Annotated in this window: 16 protein-coding genes and 1 pseudogene; 2 read left to right on the top strand and 15 right to left on the bottom strand. The window is 58.9% G+C overall.

Translation table 11 applies throughout. The features are described from left to right. The first annotated feature begins 9 nt into the window (after positions 1 to 9). Together ABWQ15_RS06795 and ABWQ15_RS06790 are read left to right on the top strand one after the other, a co-directional pair. Complete coding sequence (locus ABWQ15_RS06795) at positions 10 to 660, top strand: aspartate/glutamate racemase family protein (RefSeq protein ID WP_353908005.1); 651 nt, start codon at positions 10 to 12, stop codon at positions 658 to 660. A 70-nt stretch (positions 661 to 730) separates the two neighbouring features. Continuing rightward, complete coding sequence (locus tag ABWQ15_RS06790; RefSeq protein WP_353908004.1) at positions 731 to 1,375, top strand: HAD family hydrolase; 645 nt, start codon at positions 731 to 733, stop codon at positions 1,373 to 1,375. 270 nt (positions 1,376 to 1,645) lie between these two features. Here ABWQ15_RS06790 and ABWQ15_RS06785 read toward each other — a convergent pair whose 3' ends face one another. The 15 genes and pseudogenes from ABWQ15_RS06785 to recJ all read right to left on the bottom strand — a co-directional run bounded on the left by ABWQ15_RS06785 (position 1,646) and on the right by recJ (position 15,239). Next, on the bottom strand, positions 1,646 to 2,170 hold the full coding sequence (locus ABWQ15_RS06785) for a S1 RNA-binding domain-containing protein (protein WP_353908003.1): 525 nt from the start codon (positions 2,168 to 2,170) through the stop codon (positions 1,646 to 1,648). A gap of 98 nt (positions 2,171 to 2,268) precedes the next feature. Continuing rightward, a complete protein-coding gene (locus tag ABWQ15_RS06780) occupies positions 2,269 to 2,577 on the bottom strand; it encodes a septum formation initiator family protein (protein WP_353908002.1) in 309 nt (102 codons plus the stop codon). A gap of 214 nt (positions 2,578 to 2,791) precedes the next feature. Next, positions 2,792 to 3,043: pseudogene (yabQ, locus tag ABWQ15_RS06775) on the bottom strand (spore cortex biosynthesis protein YabQ); the annotation flags it as partial. Between the two features lies 1 nt (position 3,044). After that, entirely contained in the window at positions 3,045 to 3,326 is a 282-nt protein-coding gene (locus ABWQ15_RS06770) for a YabP/YqfC family sporulation protein (protein WP_353908001.1), read from the bottom strand. 72 nt (positions 3,327 to 3,398) lie between these two features. Continuing rightward, positions 3,399 to 3,650: an RNA-binding S4 domain-containing protein gene (locus ABWQ15_RS06765; RefSeq protein ID WP_353908000.1), complete on the bottom strand. Its 252-nt coding sequence runs from the start codon at positions 3,648 to 3,650 to the stop codon at positions 3,399 to 3,401. Positions 3,651 to 3,759: 109 nt separating this feature from the next. Beyond that, on the bottom strand, positions 3,760 to 4,035 hold the full coding sequence (gene hbs, locus ABWQ15_RS06760) for a non-specific DNA-binding protein Hbs (protein WP_353907999.1): 276 nt from the start codon (positions 4,033 to 4,035) through the stop codon (positions 3,760 to 3,762). Positions 4,036 to 4,095: 60 nt separating this feature from the next. After that, complete coding sequence (gene mazG, locus ABWQ15_RS06755; protein ID WP_353907998.1) at positions 4,096 to 4,902, bottom strand: nucleoside triphosphate pyrophosphohydrolase; 807 nt, start codon at positions 4,900 to 4,902, stop codon at positions 4,096 to 4,098. 58 nt (positions 4,903 to 4,960) lie between these two features. Beyond that, positions 4,961 to 6,580, bottom strand: a complete 1,620-nt coding sequence (locus ABWQ15_RS06750) for a putative polysaccharide biosynthesis protein (RefSeq protein WP_353907997.1) — start codon at positions 6,578 to 6,580, stop codon at positions 4,961 to 4,963. 79 nt (positions 6,581 to 6,659) lie between these two features. After that, the gene (locus ABWQ15_RS06745) at positions 6,660 to 7,055 is read right to left on the bottom strand and encodes a zinc ribbon domain-containing protein (protein ID WP_353907996.1); all 396 of its coding nucleotides are present in this window, start codon (positions 7,053 to 7,055) and stop codon (positions 6,660 to 6,662) included. 14 nt (positions 7,056 to 7,069) lie between these two features. Beyond that, complete coding sequence (locus ABWQ15_RS06740) at positions 7,070 to 7,999, bottom strand: uridine kinase family protein (RefSeq protein ID WP_353907995.1); 930 nt, start codon at positions 7,997 to 7,999, stop codon at positions 7,070 to 7,072. 56 nt (positions 8,000 to 8,055) lie between these two features. Then, positions 8,056 to 9,522, bottom strand: a complete 1,467-nt coding sequence (gene hemZ / locus ABWQ15_RS06735) for a coproporphyrinogen dehydrogenase HemZ (RefSeq protein ID WP_353907994.1) — start codon at positions 9,520 to 9,522, stop codon at positions 8,056 to 8,058. A gap of 42 nt (positions 9,523 to 9,564) precedes the next feature. Further along, positions 9,565 to 10,182 (bottom strand): MBL fold metallo-hydrolase, encoded by a 618-nt coding sequence (locus ABWQ15_RS06730; protein WP_353907993.1) that lies wholly within the window; start codon positions 10,180 to 10,182, stop codon positions 9,565 to 9,567. A 12-nt stretch (positions 10,183 to 10,194) separates the two neighbouring features. After that, entirely contained in the window at positions 10,195 to 10,641 is a 447-nt protein-coding gene (dtd, locus tag ABWQ15_RS06725; RefSeq protein ID WP_353907992.1) for a D-aminoacyl-tRNA deacylase, read from the bottom strand. A 285-nt stretch (positions 10,642 to 10,926) separates the two neighbouring features. Continuing rightward, positions 10,927 to 13,140 carry a RelA/SpoT family protein gene (locus ABWQ15_RS06720; RefSeq protein ID WP_502919110.1) on the bottom strand — a complete coding sequence of 738 codons (2,214 nt, stop codon included), beginning with the start codon at positions 13,138 to 13,140 and terminating at the stop codon, positions 10,927 to 10,929. Beyond that, entirely contained in the window at positions 13,137 to 15,239 is a 2,103-nt protein-coding gene (gene recJ / locus ABWQ15_RS06715; RefSeq protein WP_353907991.1) for a single-stranded-DNA-specific exonuclease RecJ, read from the bottom strand. Before recJ ends, ABWQ15_RS06720 begins: the two co-directional genes overlap by 4 nt. Between the last annotated feature and the right edge of the window lie 291 nt (positions 15,240 to 15,530).

Raw genomic sequence — 15,530 nt, 5'->3', positions numbered from 1 at the left:
CGGGTAGGCATGGACGAATTAATCGCGGTTTTGGCGGGAACACCTGTGGATACCCGCATGGGGGTGGCGGTTTTGCAAAAAGCCGGCCTGGCGGGCGTCCCGTTCCCGGTGTCGGAAGACCCTCGGGCACAGACCGCGTTTCAACTTCTGCCCTCTGAGGAAAAGCTGGCTGCGATGGAAGCTGTTTTACGCACAGCCATGGAGAGGGGCTGCCGCAGAGCTCTGGTATACTGCAACTCCATGTCCGCCTCTGTGGATTTTTCTGAACTCTCGGAAAAACTGGGCTTGCCGGTGGTGACGCCTATGGACGTTTATCGCCGGGCTGCCGGGATGTACAGATGTCTCGGCGTAATCGCCGCCAACGCTCAGGGTCTGGCGGGGATTGAGCGGGCGCTGCTGGCAAGCAATCCAACGCTGGACCTCTACGGAGCCTGCGCCCTGCCCGCCGTGCTGTCGGTGGAGGCGGGGGAACCGCCGGAGGAGCTGGTGCTCCGCCATCATCTGGCGGAGCTGGCGTCGTGGTTTCAAAGCTGCGGCGCGGAGACACTGCTTCTGGGCTGTACGCATTTTCCGTATTTCAAGGCCGCTCTGGCAGCTCGGACAGCTCTGCCCCTGCTGGACCCCGGCCAGGAGATGCTAAGGCTGCTGGGGGCCTTCTAAGGGCCATAAAAGCAAATGAAAAGCGCCGCCGCAGACGGCGCTTTTTCTATAAAGAGAACTGGAGATTGATATGAGACTGCAGGGTGCGATTTTTGATATGGACGGGACATTGTTGGATTCCATGCAGGCATGGGGGGCACTGGGGTCCAGCTTTCTTCGACGGCAGGGAAAGGAGCCGGGCGAAGATCTCGACCGGATACTTTGGACTATGAGCTTTCGGGAGGGAGCCGCGTATTGCGCGGAGCGATACGGCTTGGGCATGGACCCGGAAGAGGTAATGCGGCTGATGCGGACGGAAATAGCGGACTTTTACCGCTTTCGCGTCGTCCCGAAGCCGGGGGTGGAGCGGATGCTGGCTCTTCTGAAAATGGAGGGCGTATGGATGTATGTGGCCACCGCCACGGACCATCCATTGGCAGATATCGCCATGGACCACGCTGGTCTGATGAAATACTTCCGCGGGATGGTCACCTGCGGTGACGCGGGCCGGAAAAAAGATGACCCAAAGGTCTATGAAATGGCTCTGCGCCGCCTGCGCTGCAAGAAGGAGGACACGGTGGTGTTCGAGGACGCGCTGTTTGCCCTGCGCACGGCCAAGGCCGCCGGGTTTCGGACGGCGGCGGTTTATGACCCGTCGGAGCAGGATCAGGATGCCATGAAAGCGGAGGCGGACTATTACATCCGTTCCTTCGAGGATTGGACGGAAATTGGGTGAGTCAGAGGCCATGTATAGATGCAGGGCGCGCACAGCTGTTCCGCACCGCCGTCTTTCAAAGCATAAAAAGGAGCCGCCAGCGAACTGAACGCCGGCGGCCCAATGGGTGGGATATTGGAAAGCTTCCTTGATTATCGTACCGCACGCGGCGGGAAAATGCAAGGGGTGAAAACGGGCGGTTTTCCACTATCTTTGGAGAAAACGGTCGAACGGCCTAAAAGTTTTCAGAGAGAAAAACCTGCGGCTTCGTCATGGAAGCCGCAGGCTTTTTTAAGATCTCCTTTTTTTGCCGCCGCCGCGCTTTCCGTCCACGCTGCGGTTCAGGTCGGCCATCTTCCCCTCGGAAGCGGAGAGAAATTTTTTCAGCTTGTCCTCGAATTCCACATCACCAGAGGGCGGAACCGGCTGAGGGCGCGTGGGGGCGGGGCGGTTTCCTGCCGCCGGATGCCCGGCGCCGCCGCCATCCATGGGACGTGGTCCACCCGCTGAGCGAAACGCGCCTCCTGCGGGACGAGGTCCACTTGCAGGACGGGGCACAAAGGGACGGTTGTCCTCCTGGGGCAACGCCTTTTTAATGGAGAGGTTGATCTTCCCATTCTCCGAAGCCAACACCCGGACCTTTACCGACTGCCCCTCCTGCAGATAATCGTGTACATCGTTGACATAGCTGTTTGCAATCTCGGAGATATGTACGAGGCCGGAGCGGCCTCCCTCCAAGGCGACGAACGCGCCAAATTTCATAATGGAGGTCACCTTGCCCTCCATGATGCTCCCGACCTCAGGCTCTACTCCCATACTGTGTCCTGTTTCTCCCTTCTCAGGTTTCGTTTGTCCGCCGGAAAAATCGGCGAAATATCCAAAAGACCGGCGGGGGGCGGATTGCCCCTTGCCGTTCAGTTGCTCACATCATAAAACACCCGGTCACCCGGCGCCACCAAACCCAGCTCATCTCGGGCAATCTCCTCCATCTGGTCCTGAGATCCGCCGCCGTCGATGGCCTTCTGCATCTTGTCATTGCCTTGCTGCTGGGTTCCGACCTGAGCGATCAGCTGGGCCTTTTGGGCCTCGGCGCTCTCCACCTGGCTGCGCAGATGGTACAGCTGCCACCCCAGCGCGGCGATCAGCGCCAGCAGCAGGAGCCTTCCGAAAAAACCCAGCCTGATTTGCTGACGTCTTTTTTTTTGCTTGCTTGCCTTTGCCACGGATGCTCCCTCCCCTGCCGATGCGATAACGCCGATAGGTGATTTTCTTTATTGTATAGCATTTTTTAATAAAAAGAAAGATGTTTTTCAGACGTTGATCAATTTTTTTACAAAAATGTTTGAACCAAATCCACGGAATCTGCAGTAAATGAAGCAAAAATGCCAGTGTGTCCGCCCAAAAGTCCCAGATCGGCCGCAGGAGGGCCGAGAACAGGGAAAAGAACAGGGCCACACCTCCCGCCACACCCACAAGCGCATAGATGCGCAGCTGCCCCTGCGTTCGGTTCAGGCAAAACAAAAACAGTGCCGCCGCCGCGCACAGACAGTATCCGCAGTCCAGCACCCAGGCGGACCGGGGCAGGCGGAGGCGAAAGGGACGAAGCAGATCGTGGGCCACGCCCATGGCCAGCCCCAGCAAAATGGACTGGAGGAACACCTCCAGCTGCTGGTTAACAAAGTTCCGCATATCATCCCAGCAGCCGCCGCAGCAGCCCTCTCCGGGCCCCGGACGGCTCCTCATAGGAGAGGGAGTCGATCTTTCCGTCCACTCTCAGCTCACCGCCCTCCAAAGACAGCTGCCCGATGTGCAGGTCCTCCCCTGTTACAATCAGTGTTCCGGCAGCGGTGGACATGACAATCCCCGTCTCATCAAACCGCTCCACGTCTTCCACGCCGGAGACGATCAAGTGCTCCCGTCCATCCAACTCAATGCGGTGGGCCTGTGGCATGGCGCTTCCATAGTCGTTCATCTTCCGTCCCTCCCCGGTCTGTGCGCCGGTCCAATCCGGCGGTCACACCATTCTATGGGACGGGGCGGCAGTTTATGCCCCGCCGGAAACTTCCCGGTACAGTCCGGCGGCATCCGCCTGACGAACGTTTTCCGCTACCGACAGGACCTCCACCGTCAAGGTGCGGACGCCGAACCGAAGGGAGACTACGTCTCCCACCTTCACATCGTAGCTGGCTCGGGCAGGCTTTCCGTTGACGCAGACCAGGCCGTTGTCACATGCCTCGTTTGCAACGGTGCGCCGTTTAATGAGCCGCGCTGTTTTTAGATATTTGTCCAGCCGCATATAAAAGCTCCTTTTAAAAAATTTAGGAAACGTTCCCAACGGGAAAATGCGCGGGGGGACTGCCGTCCCCCCGCGCGAAGCATCTATAATAGTTTCGTGAAGGCCGTGCTTACTTCGCAATGGAGTCCTTCAGAGCCTTGCCGGCCTTGAAGGCGGGGATCTTGGATGCGGGGATCTTGATCTCCTCTTTGGTCTTGGGATTGCGGCCGATGCGCTCGGCGCGATTCTTCACTTCAAAAGAGCCAAAACCAACCAGCTGCACCTTGTCCCCCTGCTGCATAGCAGCGGTGATCGCGTCCAGAGTAGCGGCAATGACAGCCTCAGCTTCCTTCTTGGAAACTTCCGTCTTGGCGGCAACAGCGTTGATAAGTTCAGCTTTGTTCATTTGTATTTCCTCCTATATAATTCACATCTTTGGTCTTATCTCTTAAAGCGGGGTCCGCTTTTAAGATTCCATCTGTTTGGCCCTTTCCCAAAAGGCCAGCTTTTCTTCCGGAGAGAGGGATTCCAGTTCCGCAGAGGCTTGCTCCTCCACAAAGCGGAAGCGACGGGCAAATTTATCACAGCTGGCGTGCAGCGCCTCCTCGGGGTCCACGCCGTGCCGCTGGGCGATCTTTGCGGCGATAAACAGCACGTCGCCCACTTCCTCTTTCACGCCATGAGGCGCGTCCACGGAACGGGCGGTGTCCTCCGCCGCCTGACGGAGTTCGCCAGCCTCTTCGTCCAGCTTGTCCATCACATCGCCGCCGTCGGGCCAGTCAAACCCGGCCTTGGCGGCTTTGCTCTGCATTTTCTCGGCCCGCCAGAGGGCGGGAAGTGTCCTGGCCACGGCGTCCACCGCGTCTGCGGCGGACTTCTGGCCCTTCTCCCTGCGCTTCAGGACTTCCCAGCGGTCCAGCTCCTCGGCGGTGTCCTTGACCTCCACTGTACCGAAGACGTGGGGGTGACGGTAGATCAGTTTTTTGCAGATGCCGTCCGCCACGTCGTCCATGGTGAAGCCACCCTGCTCCTTTTCAAGCTGAGCCTGGAAGACCACCTGCAAAAGAACGTCGCCCAGCTCCTCGCAAAGCCCGGCTCTGTCTCCCCGATCGATGGCCTCCACCGCCTCGCAGCTCTCCTCTAAAAAATTCCGACGGAGAGACTCGTGCGTCTGTTCCCGGTCCCACGGGCAGCCGCCCGGGGCGCGAAGCAGCTCCATGATGCGGAGCAGGTCCTCATAACCATAATGAAGCTTACATTGAAAATCTACCATAACTTCTCTGCCTTTGCAAGATAAATTCGCGGGAAATCCTTGATTTTGCGGCAATTTTTCACTTAAGTCGCAAAATTTTGGCCAGTTTTTTTCCGTGGGGAATGGAATCCAGATCCTCCGCCCGCAGAATACGCAGGGCCAGCACCAGAATACCGTACACCACAACCGCCACAAAAATGGCGCCCAAGGTAGACACGGCGTTGCCAAGATACGCGGAACCGCCGCCGGACAACACCCGGGACAAAAGTCCGTAGACCGCCCAGGCGGAGACTCCCATCAGCGTAGCCGCTGCCGCAGGCTTGGCGAAAATCTGGAAATACCGAGGCTTTTCCGGGGAGTACTTCCACACGAAAAACAAGTTCAGCCCGGCAATGACCATATAGCAGCAAAGGGTGGAGATAGGCGCGCCCATGATGTTGATATTGGGGTTTCCCACCAGGAAATAGTTCATGACGATCTTGGTGACACCGCCCATAATCATGGTCCAGATGGGCAGTTTCTCCTTGCCGTAGGACTGCAAAATCGCGTTGGTCAGGTTCATCAGACAAATGAAGATACACGCGATGCCCTGTACTCGCAGAAGGGGCGCGCAGGCCAGTGCGTCCTGAGGCTGGACCGGATAGAGCAGCATCAGAATCGGCTTGGACAGCACACTCAGGCCGATGCCCGCGGGGATGGCAAGCAGAGCGATCAGCCGAAACGCGGAGGAGACCACCCGGTTTGCAAGGCCGCTTTCCCTCCGGGCCAAAGCTGCCGCTACAAAGGGAATCAGGCTCATTGTGACAGGAAAGACAAAAGAGGGCGGCAGGTTCACAAGATCGGTACCAAGGCCGTACTGTCCGTATAACACTGCAGGAGCGGCGGAGAGCTGGCCTTTGATCGAATCCAGCCGGCTCAGGACAATCTGCGTGTCCAGCAAGGTGATGATACTCATGGCGGAGTTGCTCAGGGTAATGGGAATGCCGACGGACAAAACCTGCTTCATCAGCGTTCCCCCGGGGGGAGGCACATCTTCGGAGGCGGTGTTGTCCCGGTGACGGAACAGATAGAGCCCCATGAAGCACAGGGCGACGACCTCGCTGACCGTGACGCCCAGAATCGCACCCGCCGCGCCGTAATCTACGCCCATTTTCAGAGTTCTTACCACGTAAAACGCCGCCGGCAGTCCAACGCCCAGCTTGAACAGGACCTCCAGGACCTGAGACACGGCGGTGGGCGTCATGTTGCCCTGGCCCTGGGTGTAGCCCCGCATACAGGCAAGCAAACACATGCAGAACACCGCTGGAGCCAGAACCTTGATGGAGGGAGCGGCCTTGGGCTGGTGCATCAGCTCCGCCAGCTGGGGCGCGCCGAAAAACATCAGCAGGCTCAATAGCACGCCCAGACCCAAAAACAGCCAGACAGCTGTGCGGAACAGCTTGCGCTGTTCGTTTTTCCTTCCCAGAGCGTGCGCCTGACTGGTGAGCTTGGAGATGGCCAGAGGCAATCCCGCCGTGGAGATGGTCAGAAGGACATTGTAAACGTTGTAGGCAATATTGAAATAGGTCTTTCCCTCGGCGCTGAGGATGTTGTTTACCGGCAGACGGTAGACCGCTCCGATGAGCTTCACCACCGCCACCGCCCCGGCCAGCGTGGCCGCGCCACTCAGAAAGGACTGCTTTTTCGCGTTACTCGCCATGAAGTTACCTCGATTTTTTCACAAAGTTGGAGCCAATTCACCAACCAAGATATGCGCGCGCCGCGCTGTCATGCCTGTATCACAACCGAGTCCCGCATTGACGGCAGAACGTGTCGCCGGGCTTTGCATCCGCTCCGCAGAGCGGGCATATCCGAACGGACTGCCTTAGCTGCGCGATCTCCGCGCTCACCCGCTCGATCTCCTGATTGACCCGGTCAATCTCCCGGAGCTTTTCGAGCAGGGTATCGGAGTCGGCGATCTCTCCAATATGAGTTCCGTACACCATGGAACCCACCTCCTGAAGAAGGACGCCGCGCTGTGCCTTCAGGTCCGCCGCACGGACGTTCAGTTTGCTCACGGAGAGCAGAGATGACGCCCGCTGCCCGGCAGCGCTGAACAGGTCGCCCGCTGCGGAGCCCATCTCCACAGCCGTCTTCTGCACGGTATCCAGAATGTCCTGCAATCTCTCATCCATATTCTGCTTCCTCCTTAATACGTATACGTACTGCCGCCAACAAATTCCCGCGCCAGAGAGTCCGGCGCAAGGTAGGTGTCCTCCATGCCCTCAATTTTCTCATAGGCCTTTAGGATCTGGTCCGCCACAAGATATTTGCCCCGGGGCAGTTCCTCCAGCAGAGGAACCACATGGGGTTTCAGCACGGAGAACTCACACTCCAGAGACGAGTCGAACATCAGGTCCGCGTTTTCCTTGTAGGGGGAGATATACAGCTTTTCGCCCCTGCGGACGTTATCCCACATCTTCATGGTAAACTCGGCGCTGCTGCCGCGGAAATTGTGGTCCCTGACGATCCGGCGGCAAAGGCGCAGCCAGGCATGGTCAAAAACCACACTTCCCTCGTCCGTCACGCTGCTGCGGGCGGCAATATAGAGTTTGAATGCCTTTGGGTTCTTGCCGATGATCACGTCGTTCAGAGCGTGGATGCCCTCGAAAATCACCAGCTCATCGCGGCCCAGCCGCAGGGGCTGGGACATGATATCAGAGCGCATCTGCCGGGCAAATTCGTACTTGGGCACATGGATGGTCTCGCCCCGGTCCAGCATTGCGAAATGGCGATTCAGAAGCTCAATATCCAGACAGAACGGAGACTCGAAGTCGACGGCGCCCTCACGGTTCCGGGGAGCGGTTTCCGGATCAATGGTGTTGAAATAGTTGTCCATGGACACCGTATGGGTCATCACACCCATAGCCTTCAGAGTATCTTCTATCTTCAGTGCGGTTGTGGTTTTGCCGGAGCCGGAAGGACCGGACAGCAGGATGATGCGAGACTCGCTGCGGTGTTCGGCAATTTTTTCAGCCGCCGTGTGTACTTTCTTCTGGAATTCCTCGTCGCAGCGCCGGGAAAATTCTCTGGGATCGCTGCGGACAGCCTCGTTGATGCCGCCGAGAGAATAAGCCATAATTTCAAACCCCTTTCAGTAAGGGTACGCGGCGCTGGGAAACCGTGTCCCCTGATTCAATTCCCGAACTCCTCCGACCCAAAGGCCGAAGAGGACGGACCATTGCCCAACCTTTGATAAAATGCGGCAAACGCCGCCTGATTCTCCAAAATTTTGCCGGGCCTTGCCGTGTATTCAGCAGGGTATTTCAAGTTGAACACGCGGCTGATACGGCCTAACCCGCCCACCATCTTGGTGGACCCGCTGGCGCCGCAGGAGAGAATGGAGCAGAGCTCCGACATGATATAGATGTTGTAAAGATTTTCACTTCCCGGCTTGCACCAGCCTACGTTTTCAAAGCTGCCCGACATGTATTTCTGCCGGTAGAGATAATAGGGGCCGTATCCTGCGGCCCGCAGGATCGGGTCCGCGTAGTCCAGCATTTCCCCCACCGCCTCGGCGGAGGGAATGTGCAGCCCCTCCAGCGTGATGCGGCTCCCCTTCTTCAGACTCAGGGTGTGGACGGTGATATTGTCTGCGCCCAGCTGCAAGCAGGTGTCCAGCGACCGGCGGAAACCCTCCGGGTCATCCTCCGGAAGACCCGCGATCAGGTCCATGTTGATGTGTTCGAATCCGGCGGCGGCCGCCTGTTCCATGGCGGAGAGGATCTGCGACGCCGTATGGCGGCGGCCGATCGCCTCCAGCACCCGGTCCTCCATGGTCTGGGGATTCACGGAAACCCGCGTGATGCCGTGGCGCTTCAGGACCTGCAGCTTCGACGGCGTGACCGTATCCGGGCGGCCAGCCTCGACAGTATACTCGCCGCAGGCCGCAAAGTCAAATGAATCCGTGAGTCCGGTAAGCAATTGGTCCATCTGCTCCGCCGTCAAGGTAGTGGGAGTGCCGCCGCCCATGTAGAACGCCCGGACCCGAAGGCCCAGCTCCCGGCAGAGCTTCCCTGCGGAGGCAATCTCCGCGTTCAGCGCCGCCAGATACGGCTCCACCAGGTGAAAGCTCTTTTCAACGCTGGAGCTGACAAAGCTGCAATAGGCGCAGCGGGAGGGACAGAAGGGAATGCCCACATACAGCGCAATGTCTCCCGGTCTCAGGTCCTCCCGCACGCGGCGGGTGACGGAGGCGGTCTCTGCCGCCAGGCGGGCGCGGCGGGGTGAGACGAAATAGTCCTCCTCCAGCGTCCGCCGGGCCTCCTCCGGCGTCTCGCCCCGATCCAGAGCATCCACCGCCACCTTGTCGGGCCGCACGCCGGTGAGGCTCCCCCAGGGGGGATCAATGTGGGCTGCCTGCCGAGCGGCCTTAAAAAAACTCATCTGCAAAAGCCTTCGGCGCTGGCCCTCTTTTTCATAATCGGTACCGGCTAGGTTTCGGGTGCACTCGCCCCGGCCTGTTTCACCGCGGTAGGACATCTGCGTCACTGCCTCGGCCCGATCGCCATTTTGAGACAGCGAAATTTTTGCCCAGCTGGGGTCCTCCCCCTCATAGACCGGCCGTTCCTCCGGCAGCAGGGCGAGCAGAGTCTGCTCCATGGCGTAAACCTCGCGGTGCCCTTCAAAAATCAAACGCATTGCTCAACCCCGCAGCGCCTGAAGCATAAAAGGGTTGTACTCCCGCTCCCGGCTCAGAATGGACGCGCCCATATGGCCCGGAAGAACGCTGTATTCTCTCTCCAGCCTCCCCAGGCGGGCAAGAGACGCGAGCATGTCGTCAACACTGCCGCTGGCCAGGTCCGTCCGGCCGCAGGAGCCGGCAAACAGCGTGTCTCCGGCAAACATCACATCCCCGCACAGCAGCGTCACCGAGCCGGCGGAGTGACCGGGGGTAGCCAGAACGGAGACCGTCAGACTGCCCACCCGGACGGCGTCTCCGTCGTCATAGCTTACCGTGGCGGGCAGGTGCGGAAACAGCTGGCGCATACGGCGGTCGGTTTCATCATACACGTCCCGATGGTTCAGATATACCGGGATGCCGGGAAATTTCTCTAAAAGCTCCTCCACCGCGTCGGTGTGGTCATAGTGCCCGTGCGTCAGTAACATGCAGGCGGGGGCGCAGCCGGTTTCCGCCACGGTCTGCGCCACCCGATCCGCGTCCGCACCGGGGTCCACGACGGCGCAGACCTTCGTCTCATCATCACACAGAATATAGCAGTTGGTCATGATGGGGCCAACCTGCAAAGTGATCGTCTTCATGGCAAAAGCTCCTTACAGTGTATCGGTGTCCAGAATCAGTGTCAGCGGGCCGTCGTTCAGAGAGTCCACCTTCATGTCCGCGCCAAACTCACCCGTCTCCACGCGCAGACCCTTCTCCCGGCACAGGGCGATAAACTTTTCGTACAGCGGAATGGCCACTTCCGGCCTTGCGGCAGCCAGAAAGTCCGGCCTGCGGCCCCGCTTGCAGTTGCCGTACAGGGTGAACTGCGAGATTATGAGCAGCTCTCCGTCCACCGCGTCCAGCCCTAAATTCATCTTCCCGTTTTCGTCCTCGAAAATACGAAGACCGCAGATCTTGTCGGCCAGTTTTACGGCCTCGGCCTCCGTGTCCCCGTGGGTGACGCCCAGAAGAATCAGAAAGCCCCGACCGATCCGGCCCTTCACGGCTCCGTCGATGGAGACGGAGGCGTGGGCAACCTTTGTGACAACTGCGCGCATAAAAAGCTCTCCTTTACTCGTTTGATCGCGTTCGTTTTATCCCATCTCCCGTCCCCTCGCGGGAAGGCCGCGGGGCGGTCTTCCCGCGAAAAGGAGCGGCAATGAAGTGAATGAGCTTTCGCGCCGAAGCGCGGAAGCGAACGATACGGAATTTGCCGCGACATGTCCCTCCGTCTTATCTCATGGAAATGCCGCACGGGCGGCATTTCCATGAAAAGGAGACACAGCGGAATGAGTGAGCTTTGCCCATTGGGCAAAGCGAGGGATATGGAGCTTGTGTCGACGTCATCCGGCGGGCCGGGTGACATTCAAGACCCCCGAGACCTGATTCAGCCGTTTCATGAGGGATTGCAGCTGCGCGCCGTCCTTGACGTCGACCTCCAGGGTGATTACGGCGAACTTATCCTCCGTGGTGCGGACGTTCAGCGCCGCCACGCGGGTGTTGGTCACGGACAGGGCGGCGGAGATATCCAGCACCAGATTGTTCCGGTCCTTGGATAGAATTTCCAAAGAGGTGCGGTAGCTGTCGTTGGTATCGCTTCCCCAGGAGACCCTGATCCACCGCCCCTGCTGGTCCGGCTGACTGCGGCGCTCCTGGGAGGCGTTGGGGCAGTCGTACCGGTGAACGGACACGCCGTAACCCCTTGTGATAAAGCCGATGATTTCGTCGCCGGGGACGGGGGTACAGCACTTTGAAAACTTCACGAGACAGTTGGAAAGTCCCTCAACGATAATTCCCTGCTCGCTGCGCGTTCGCTTGGGCACGGAGGGCTTTGCGGGATCGTCGGCCTTGGAGGCATCCAATGCCGCATCTTCCAGTGCCTTTTCCTGCTGGTGCTTCTGAATGCGCTGGATCTCCCCCTGCATCCGGTTGACGGCCTTCTGGGCGGAAAAACCGCCGTAGCCGATGGCGGCGTACATCTCGTCCAAAGTCCCGTAGGACACCCGCTTTAAAAGCTCAGGCAGGCTTTCAAGAGCCAGCACGTCTTTCATGGTGATGCCGCAGTGCTTCAGCTCCGCTTCGAAGGCGGCTCGGCCATTGGCGATGTTCTCCTCTCTCCGCTCCTTTTTGAACCACTGTCGAATTTTGCTGCGGGCCTCGCTGGACTTGGCAATTTTCATCCAGTCCCGGCTGGGACCCTTGGCGGTTTTGGAGGTGAGGATCTCTACGATATCGCCGTTTTTCAGCTGAAAATCGTAGGTAACAATGCGCCCGTTGACCTTGGCGCCGATCATATGGTTACCCACGGCGGAGTGGACGGAATAGGCGAAATCGATGGGTGTGGCCCCGGTGGGGAGGTTTTGTACGTCGCCGCCCGGCGTAAACACGAAAACCTCGTCGGCAAACATATCGATCTTCAGGGAGCGGATATACTCCTCAGCGTCGGTGCCCTCCTGATTTTCAAGCAGTCGGCGGACCCACTCGTATTTGCCCTCGGTGCCGGAGCCCTGCCCATTTTGCTTGTACTTCCAGTGTGCCGCCACGCCGTATTCCGCAATGTCATGCATCTCCTGCGTGCGGATCTGCACCTCGAAGGGAATGCCGTCCCCGCCCATGACGGTGGTATGGAGAGATTGATAGCCGTTGGGCTTGGGCGTTCCGATATAGTCCTTGAACCGGCCCAGTATTGGCTTGTAAATATCGTGGATAACGCCCAGCACGTTGTAGCAGTCCCCCACGCTGTCCACGACCACCCGGAAGGCAAACAGATCGAAAATTTCGTCCAGAGACTTATTTTGATTGAACATTTTACGGTAAATGGAATAGGGGTGCTTCATCCGGCCATAGACCTTATGGTGAATGTCCATCTCATCTAGGCGCAGGTCGATCTGCTCCTGAGTGCGCTTCATGAAATCGTCGTACTCCGTCTGCTTTTCGTCAAGCTTGGAGACGATCTCTTCAAAACCCACCGGGTCCAGATATTTTAAGGACAGGTCCTCCAGCTCCCACTTGATTCGCTGCATGCCCAGGCGGTGGGAAATGGGGGCGTAAATTTCCATAGTCTCCAGAGATTTCTGCTTTTGCTTTTCCGGGGACTGGTACTCCATGGTGCGCATGTTGTGGAGCCGATCGGAGATCTTGATGAGGATGACCCGGATGTCCTTGCTCATGGCAATAAGCATTTTCCGGAGATTCTCCATCTGCTCGTCTTCCTTGGTGGCATACTGGATACGGGTCAGCTTGCTGACTCCCTCCACCAGATCCGCCACTGTAGGAGAAAAGAGCTTTGCCACCTCCTCGTGGGTGGCGGGGGTGTCTTCAATCACGTCGTGAAGGAGCGCCGCCTCAATGGACTCCGAGTCCAGCTTCAACTCCTCCGCCACAATCTGAGCCACCGCCAGAGGGTGGATGATATAGGGCTCGCCACTTTTGCGGGTCTGCCCGTGGTGGCTCTTTTCTGCGTATTCAAAGGCGGCCCGGATGTGGGAAAAATCCGCGGCGGGGTTGTAGGCCCGGACGGTTTCTTCCAGCATCTGATACTGCTCTGCGATGGTCACAGGGCCTCCCTCCCTTCCCAGATCTCCGCCCCAGCCCGCAGCTTTTGCAGGAGGGGGCAGGCATAAAGATCAACGCTGTTCTCCCAGGGGAGCAGCGCGATGTCCAGAAGCTCCTCATCCACGGCGGCAACACGGAGAAGCTTTCGCTCATCAAATACCGTCAGAGCCAGCGCGGAGCGCAAAAACGACTCCCGTCCACCGGCCAATTCGCCGGCGGTCCGGAGAAACGGCAGTTTTGCCACCCGCGCCCGTCCGCCGGGCAGCAGGCAACGCATGGCCTTGAGCAGCGCGCGGAACTGATCCAAAGAGGCGTTCAGGCGGTCGGCTTCCTGCGCCGTGGGGCTTGCGCCGTGGGCCAGCCGCTTCACCAGCTCCAGATTTTCCGTCTCGTGGCGGCTGGGAACGCGGCTGAGCCGCAGGTCGATCATCTGCAATTGGAGAGTGGTCCGGCCCCGGAAGGTATTGCCCTGAAGATAGAACGCGGCATCCACCCGGTCACCTGTCCGGATGCCGCACTCCTCCTCCGTGGCGGAGAAGAAAATAGCGTCGAATCGGCAAAGGCCACGGCTCAGCTGCAGCTTCAAATGCCGCCCCTGCCCCACGCTCTGCAATCCCTCCACCCGTGCGCCCAGCAGGGCAAACACAGGCCGGGGATTTCCGGCGCCGTAAGGCTCCAGGCGGCCGAGCTGCTCCACCTCGTCCATGGTCAAATCCAAAGGGTCGGTCACAGCGGCGTCGATCTCCAGAGCCGACACCGGAATGCCCTTGCCGCAGTGGGCGCGGACGTATCCGTTCATTTTATCCCGAAAGGGGGCGATGTTCTCCTTTCGGATCGTGAAGCCGGCGGCCAGCTCGTGGCCGCCGAAACCCTCAAGCAGACTGGAACAGGCCTCCAGCGCAGCAAAGAGATTGAACCCGCCGAAGCTCCGGCAGGAGCCCTTGCCCATGCCCTCCTGCGTGTGAATCATAAAGCTGGGACAGGCGTATTTCTCACTGAGGCGAGAGGCCACGATTCCCACCACGCCCTGATGCCACTCGTCGCTGGCCAGTACCAGCGCGGAGCGGGCGGACTCCGGCAAAGCTTCGATCTGGCGCATGGCGTCGGCACAGATATCCTGCTCCACCGTCTGACGCTCCCGGTTTAAATCGCACAGCGCCCGGGCCAGCTCCTCGGCGCGCTGGGAGTCCTCGGTTTCCAATAGATCGGCCGCCAAATCTGCCGCGCCCATGCGCCCTGCGGCGTTGATCCGGGGGGCCAGTGTGAAGCCGATCTGGACGGAGGTGACAGGCTTTCCATCCAGTCCCACCTCCCGCAAAAGCGCGTGGATACCAACGAAATCCGTTCGGGGCAGCGCACTCAGTCCCCGCAGGACGATGACCCGGTTCTCGCCCTCCATCCGCATCACGTCGGCCACCGTGCCGATAGCGGCCAGCGTGCAGTACCGGGAGAAAAGCCTCTCTTCATTGCCGGAGCCGCCCAGAGCCAGCACCAGCTTCAGCGCCACGCCCACCCCGGCCAGATGCTTGAAGGGATAGGGACAGTCGGGCCGGTGGGGGTCCACCACGGCCACGGCGTCAGGGAGCGGGCCCTTGCACTCGTGGTGGTCGGTGACCACCACGTCAAGGCCTATGGAGTTTGCAAAATTCACTTCCTCCGCGCCGGTGACGCCGCAATCCACCGTTACCATCAGCGTGGCCCCCTGGTCCCGGAGAGACTGAATCGCCTCGCGGCTCAGTCCGTATCCGTCCTCAATGCGCCGCGGGATATAGCGCAGGCACTTGACGCCGCAGCCTTTTAAATAGTCAAGCAGCAAAACAGTGGAGGTGATGCCATCCACGTCGTAGTCTCCAAAAACGGCGACGGTCTCCTCGTCGGTCACGGCGCGGCGGATGCGCTCCACCGCTTTTCCCATATCCGCCATGGCAAAGGGGGAAAGAGTCAGCACATCGTCGCACTCAAGTCGCTTGGCTGCTTCCTCCGCAGAGGAAACGCCCCGGCCTGCCAGAACCGCCGACAAAAGGGCGGGATATCCCGCCTGACGCAGGCTGTCCACCGCGCCCGGCACCGGTACGCCGATGTTCCATTTTTCAAATTTCATTCCGGTGCCCCTCCCTCCGACAAATTCCGTGGCGCAAAAGTGCTATTTTCCAAAATAACTAAATGATTATATCAAAGTTCCCTGGAAACGTAAAGAAAATTCTGGACTGTCGGGCAAATTTGACGTCAAGGCGGGTTTCTGCTAAAATGGCTGATATTGTACTTTTGGGAACATTTTACTCGTTTTTTATTTTCCCCTCCGAAGCGGGACCTGCACCCCCTTCCTCCGAGTAATTTTTCTAAGCCTGCAAATAAAAAGTCAATAGGGAAATGAGAAAATTTGCAGCGCAGA

Origin of the sequence: Oscillibacter sp. (assembly GCF_040505565.1) — a bacterium.
Taxonomy (GTDB): Bacteria; Bacillota; Clostridia; order Oscillospirales; family Oscillospiraceae; genus Oscillibacter.
This window is presented reverse-complemented; position numbering and strand designations above follow the sequence as displayed.

What these genes read in the sequence shown, in the direction of transcription:
- ABWQ15_RS06795 (WP_353908005.1), top strand. Translation starts at nt 10, where the DNA reads ATGGACGAATTAATCGCGGTTTTGGCGGGAACACCTGTGGATACCCGC.
- ABWQ15_RS06790 (WP_353908004.1), top strand. Translation starts at nt 731, where the DNA reads ATGAGACTGCAGGGTGCGATTTTTGATATGGACGGGACATTGTTGGAT.
- ABWQ15_RS06785 (WP_353908003.1), bottom strand. Translation starts at nt 2,170, where the DNA reads ATGGGAGTAGAGCCTGAGGTCGGGAGCATCATGGAGGGCAAGGTGACC.
- ABWQ15_RS06770 (WP_353908001.1), bottom strand. Translation starts at nt 3,326, where the DNA reads ATGAACGACTATGGAAGCGCCATGCCACAGGCCCACCGCATTGAGTTG.
- ABWQ15_RS06765 (WP_353908000.1), bottom strand. Translation starts at nt 3,650, where the DNA reads ATGCGGCTGGACAAATATCTAAAAACAGCGCGGCTCATTAAACGGCGC.
- hbs (WP_353907999.1), bottom strand. Translation starts at nt 4,035, where the DNA reads ATGAACAAAGCTGAACTTATCAACGCTGTTGCCGCCAAGACGGAAGTT.
- mazG (WP_353907998.1), bottom strand. Translation starts at nt 4,902, where the DNA reads ATGGTAGATTTTCAATGTAAGCTTCATTATGGTTATGAGGACCTGCTC.
- ABWQ15_RS06750 (WP_353907997.1), bottom strand. Translation starts at nt 6,580, where the DNA reads ATGGCGAGTAACGCGAAAAAGCAGTCCTTTCTGAGTGGCGCGGCCACG.
- ABWQ15_RS06745 (WP_353907996.1), bottom strand. Translation starts at nt 7,055, where the DNA reads ATGGATGAGAGATTGCAGGACATTCTGGATACCGTGCAGAAGACGGCT.
- ABWQ15_RS06740 (WP_353907995.1), bottom strand. Translation starts at nt 7,999, where the DNA reads ATGGCTTATTCTCTCGGCGGCATCAACGAGGCTGTCCGCAGCGATCCC.
- hemZ (WP_353907994.1), bottom strand. Translation starts at nt 9,522, where the DNA reads ATGGAGCAGACTCTGCTCGCCCTGCTGCCGGAGGAACGGCCGGTCTAT.
- ABWQ15_RS06730 (WP_353907993.1), bottom strand. Translation starts at nt 10,182, where the DNA reads ATGAAGACGATCACTTTGCAGGTTGGCCCCATCATGACCAACTGCTAT.
- dtd (WP_353907992.1), bottom strand. Translation starts at nt 10,641, where the DNA reads ATGCGCGCAGTTGTCACAAAGGTTGCCCACGCCTCCGTCTCCATCGAC.
- recJ (WP_353907991.1), bottom strand. Translation starts at nt 15,239, where the DNA reads ATGAAATTTGAAAAATGGAACATCGGCGTACCGGTGCCGGGCGCGGTG.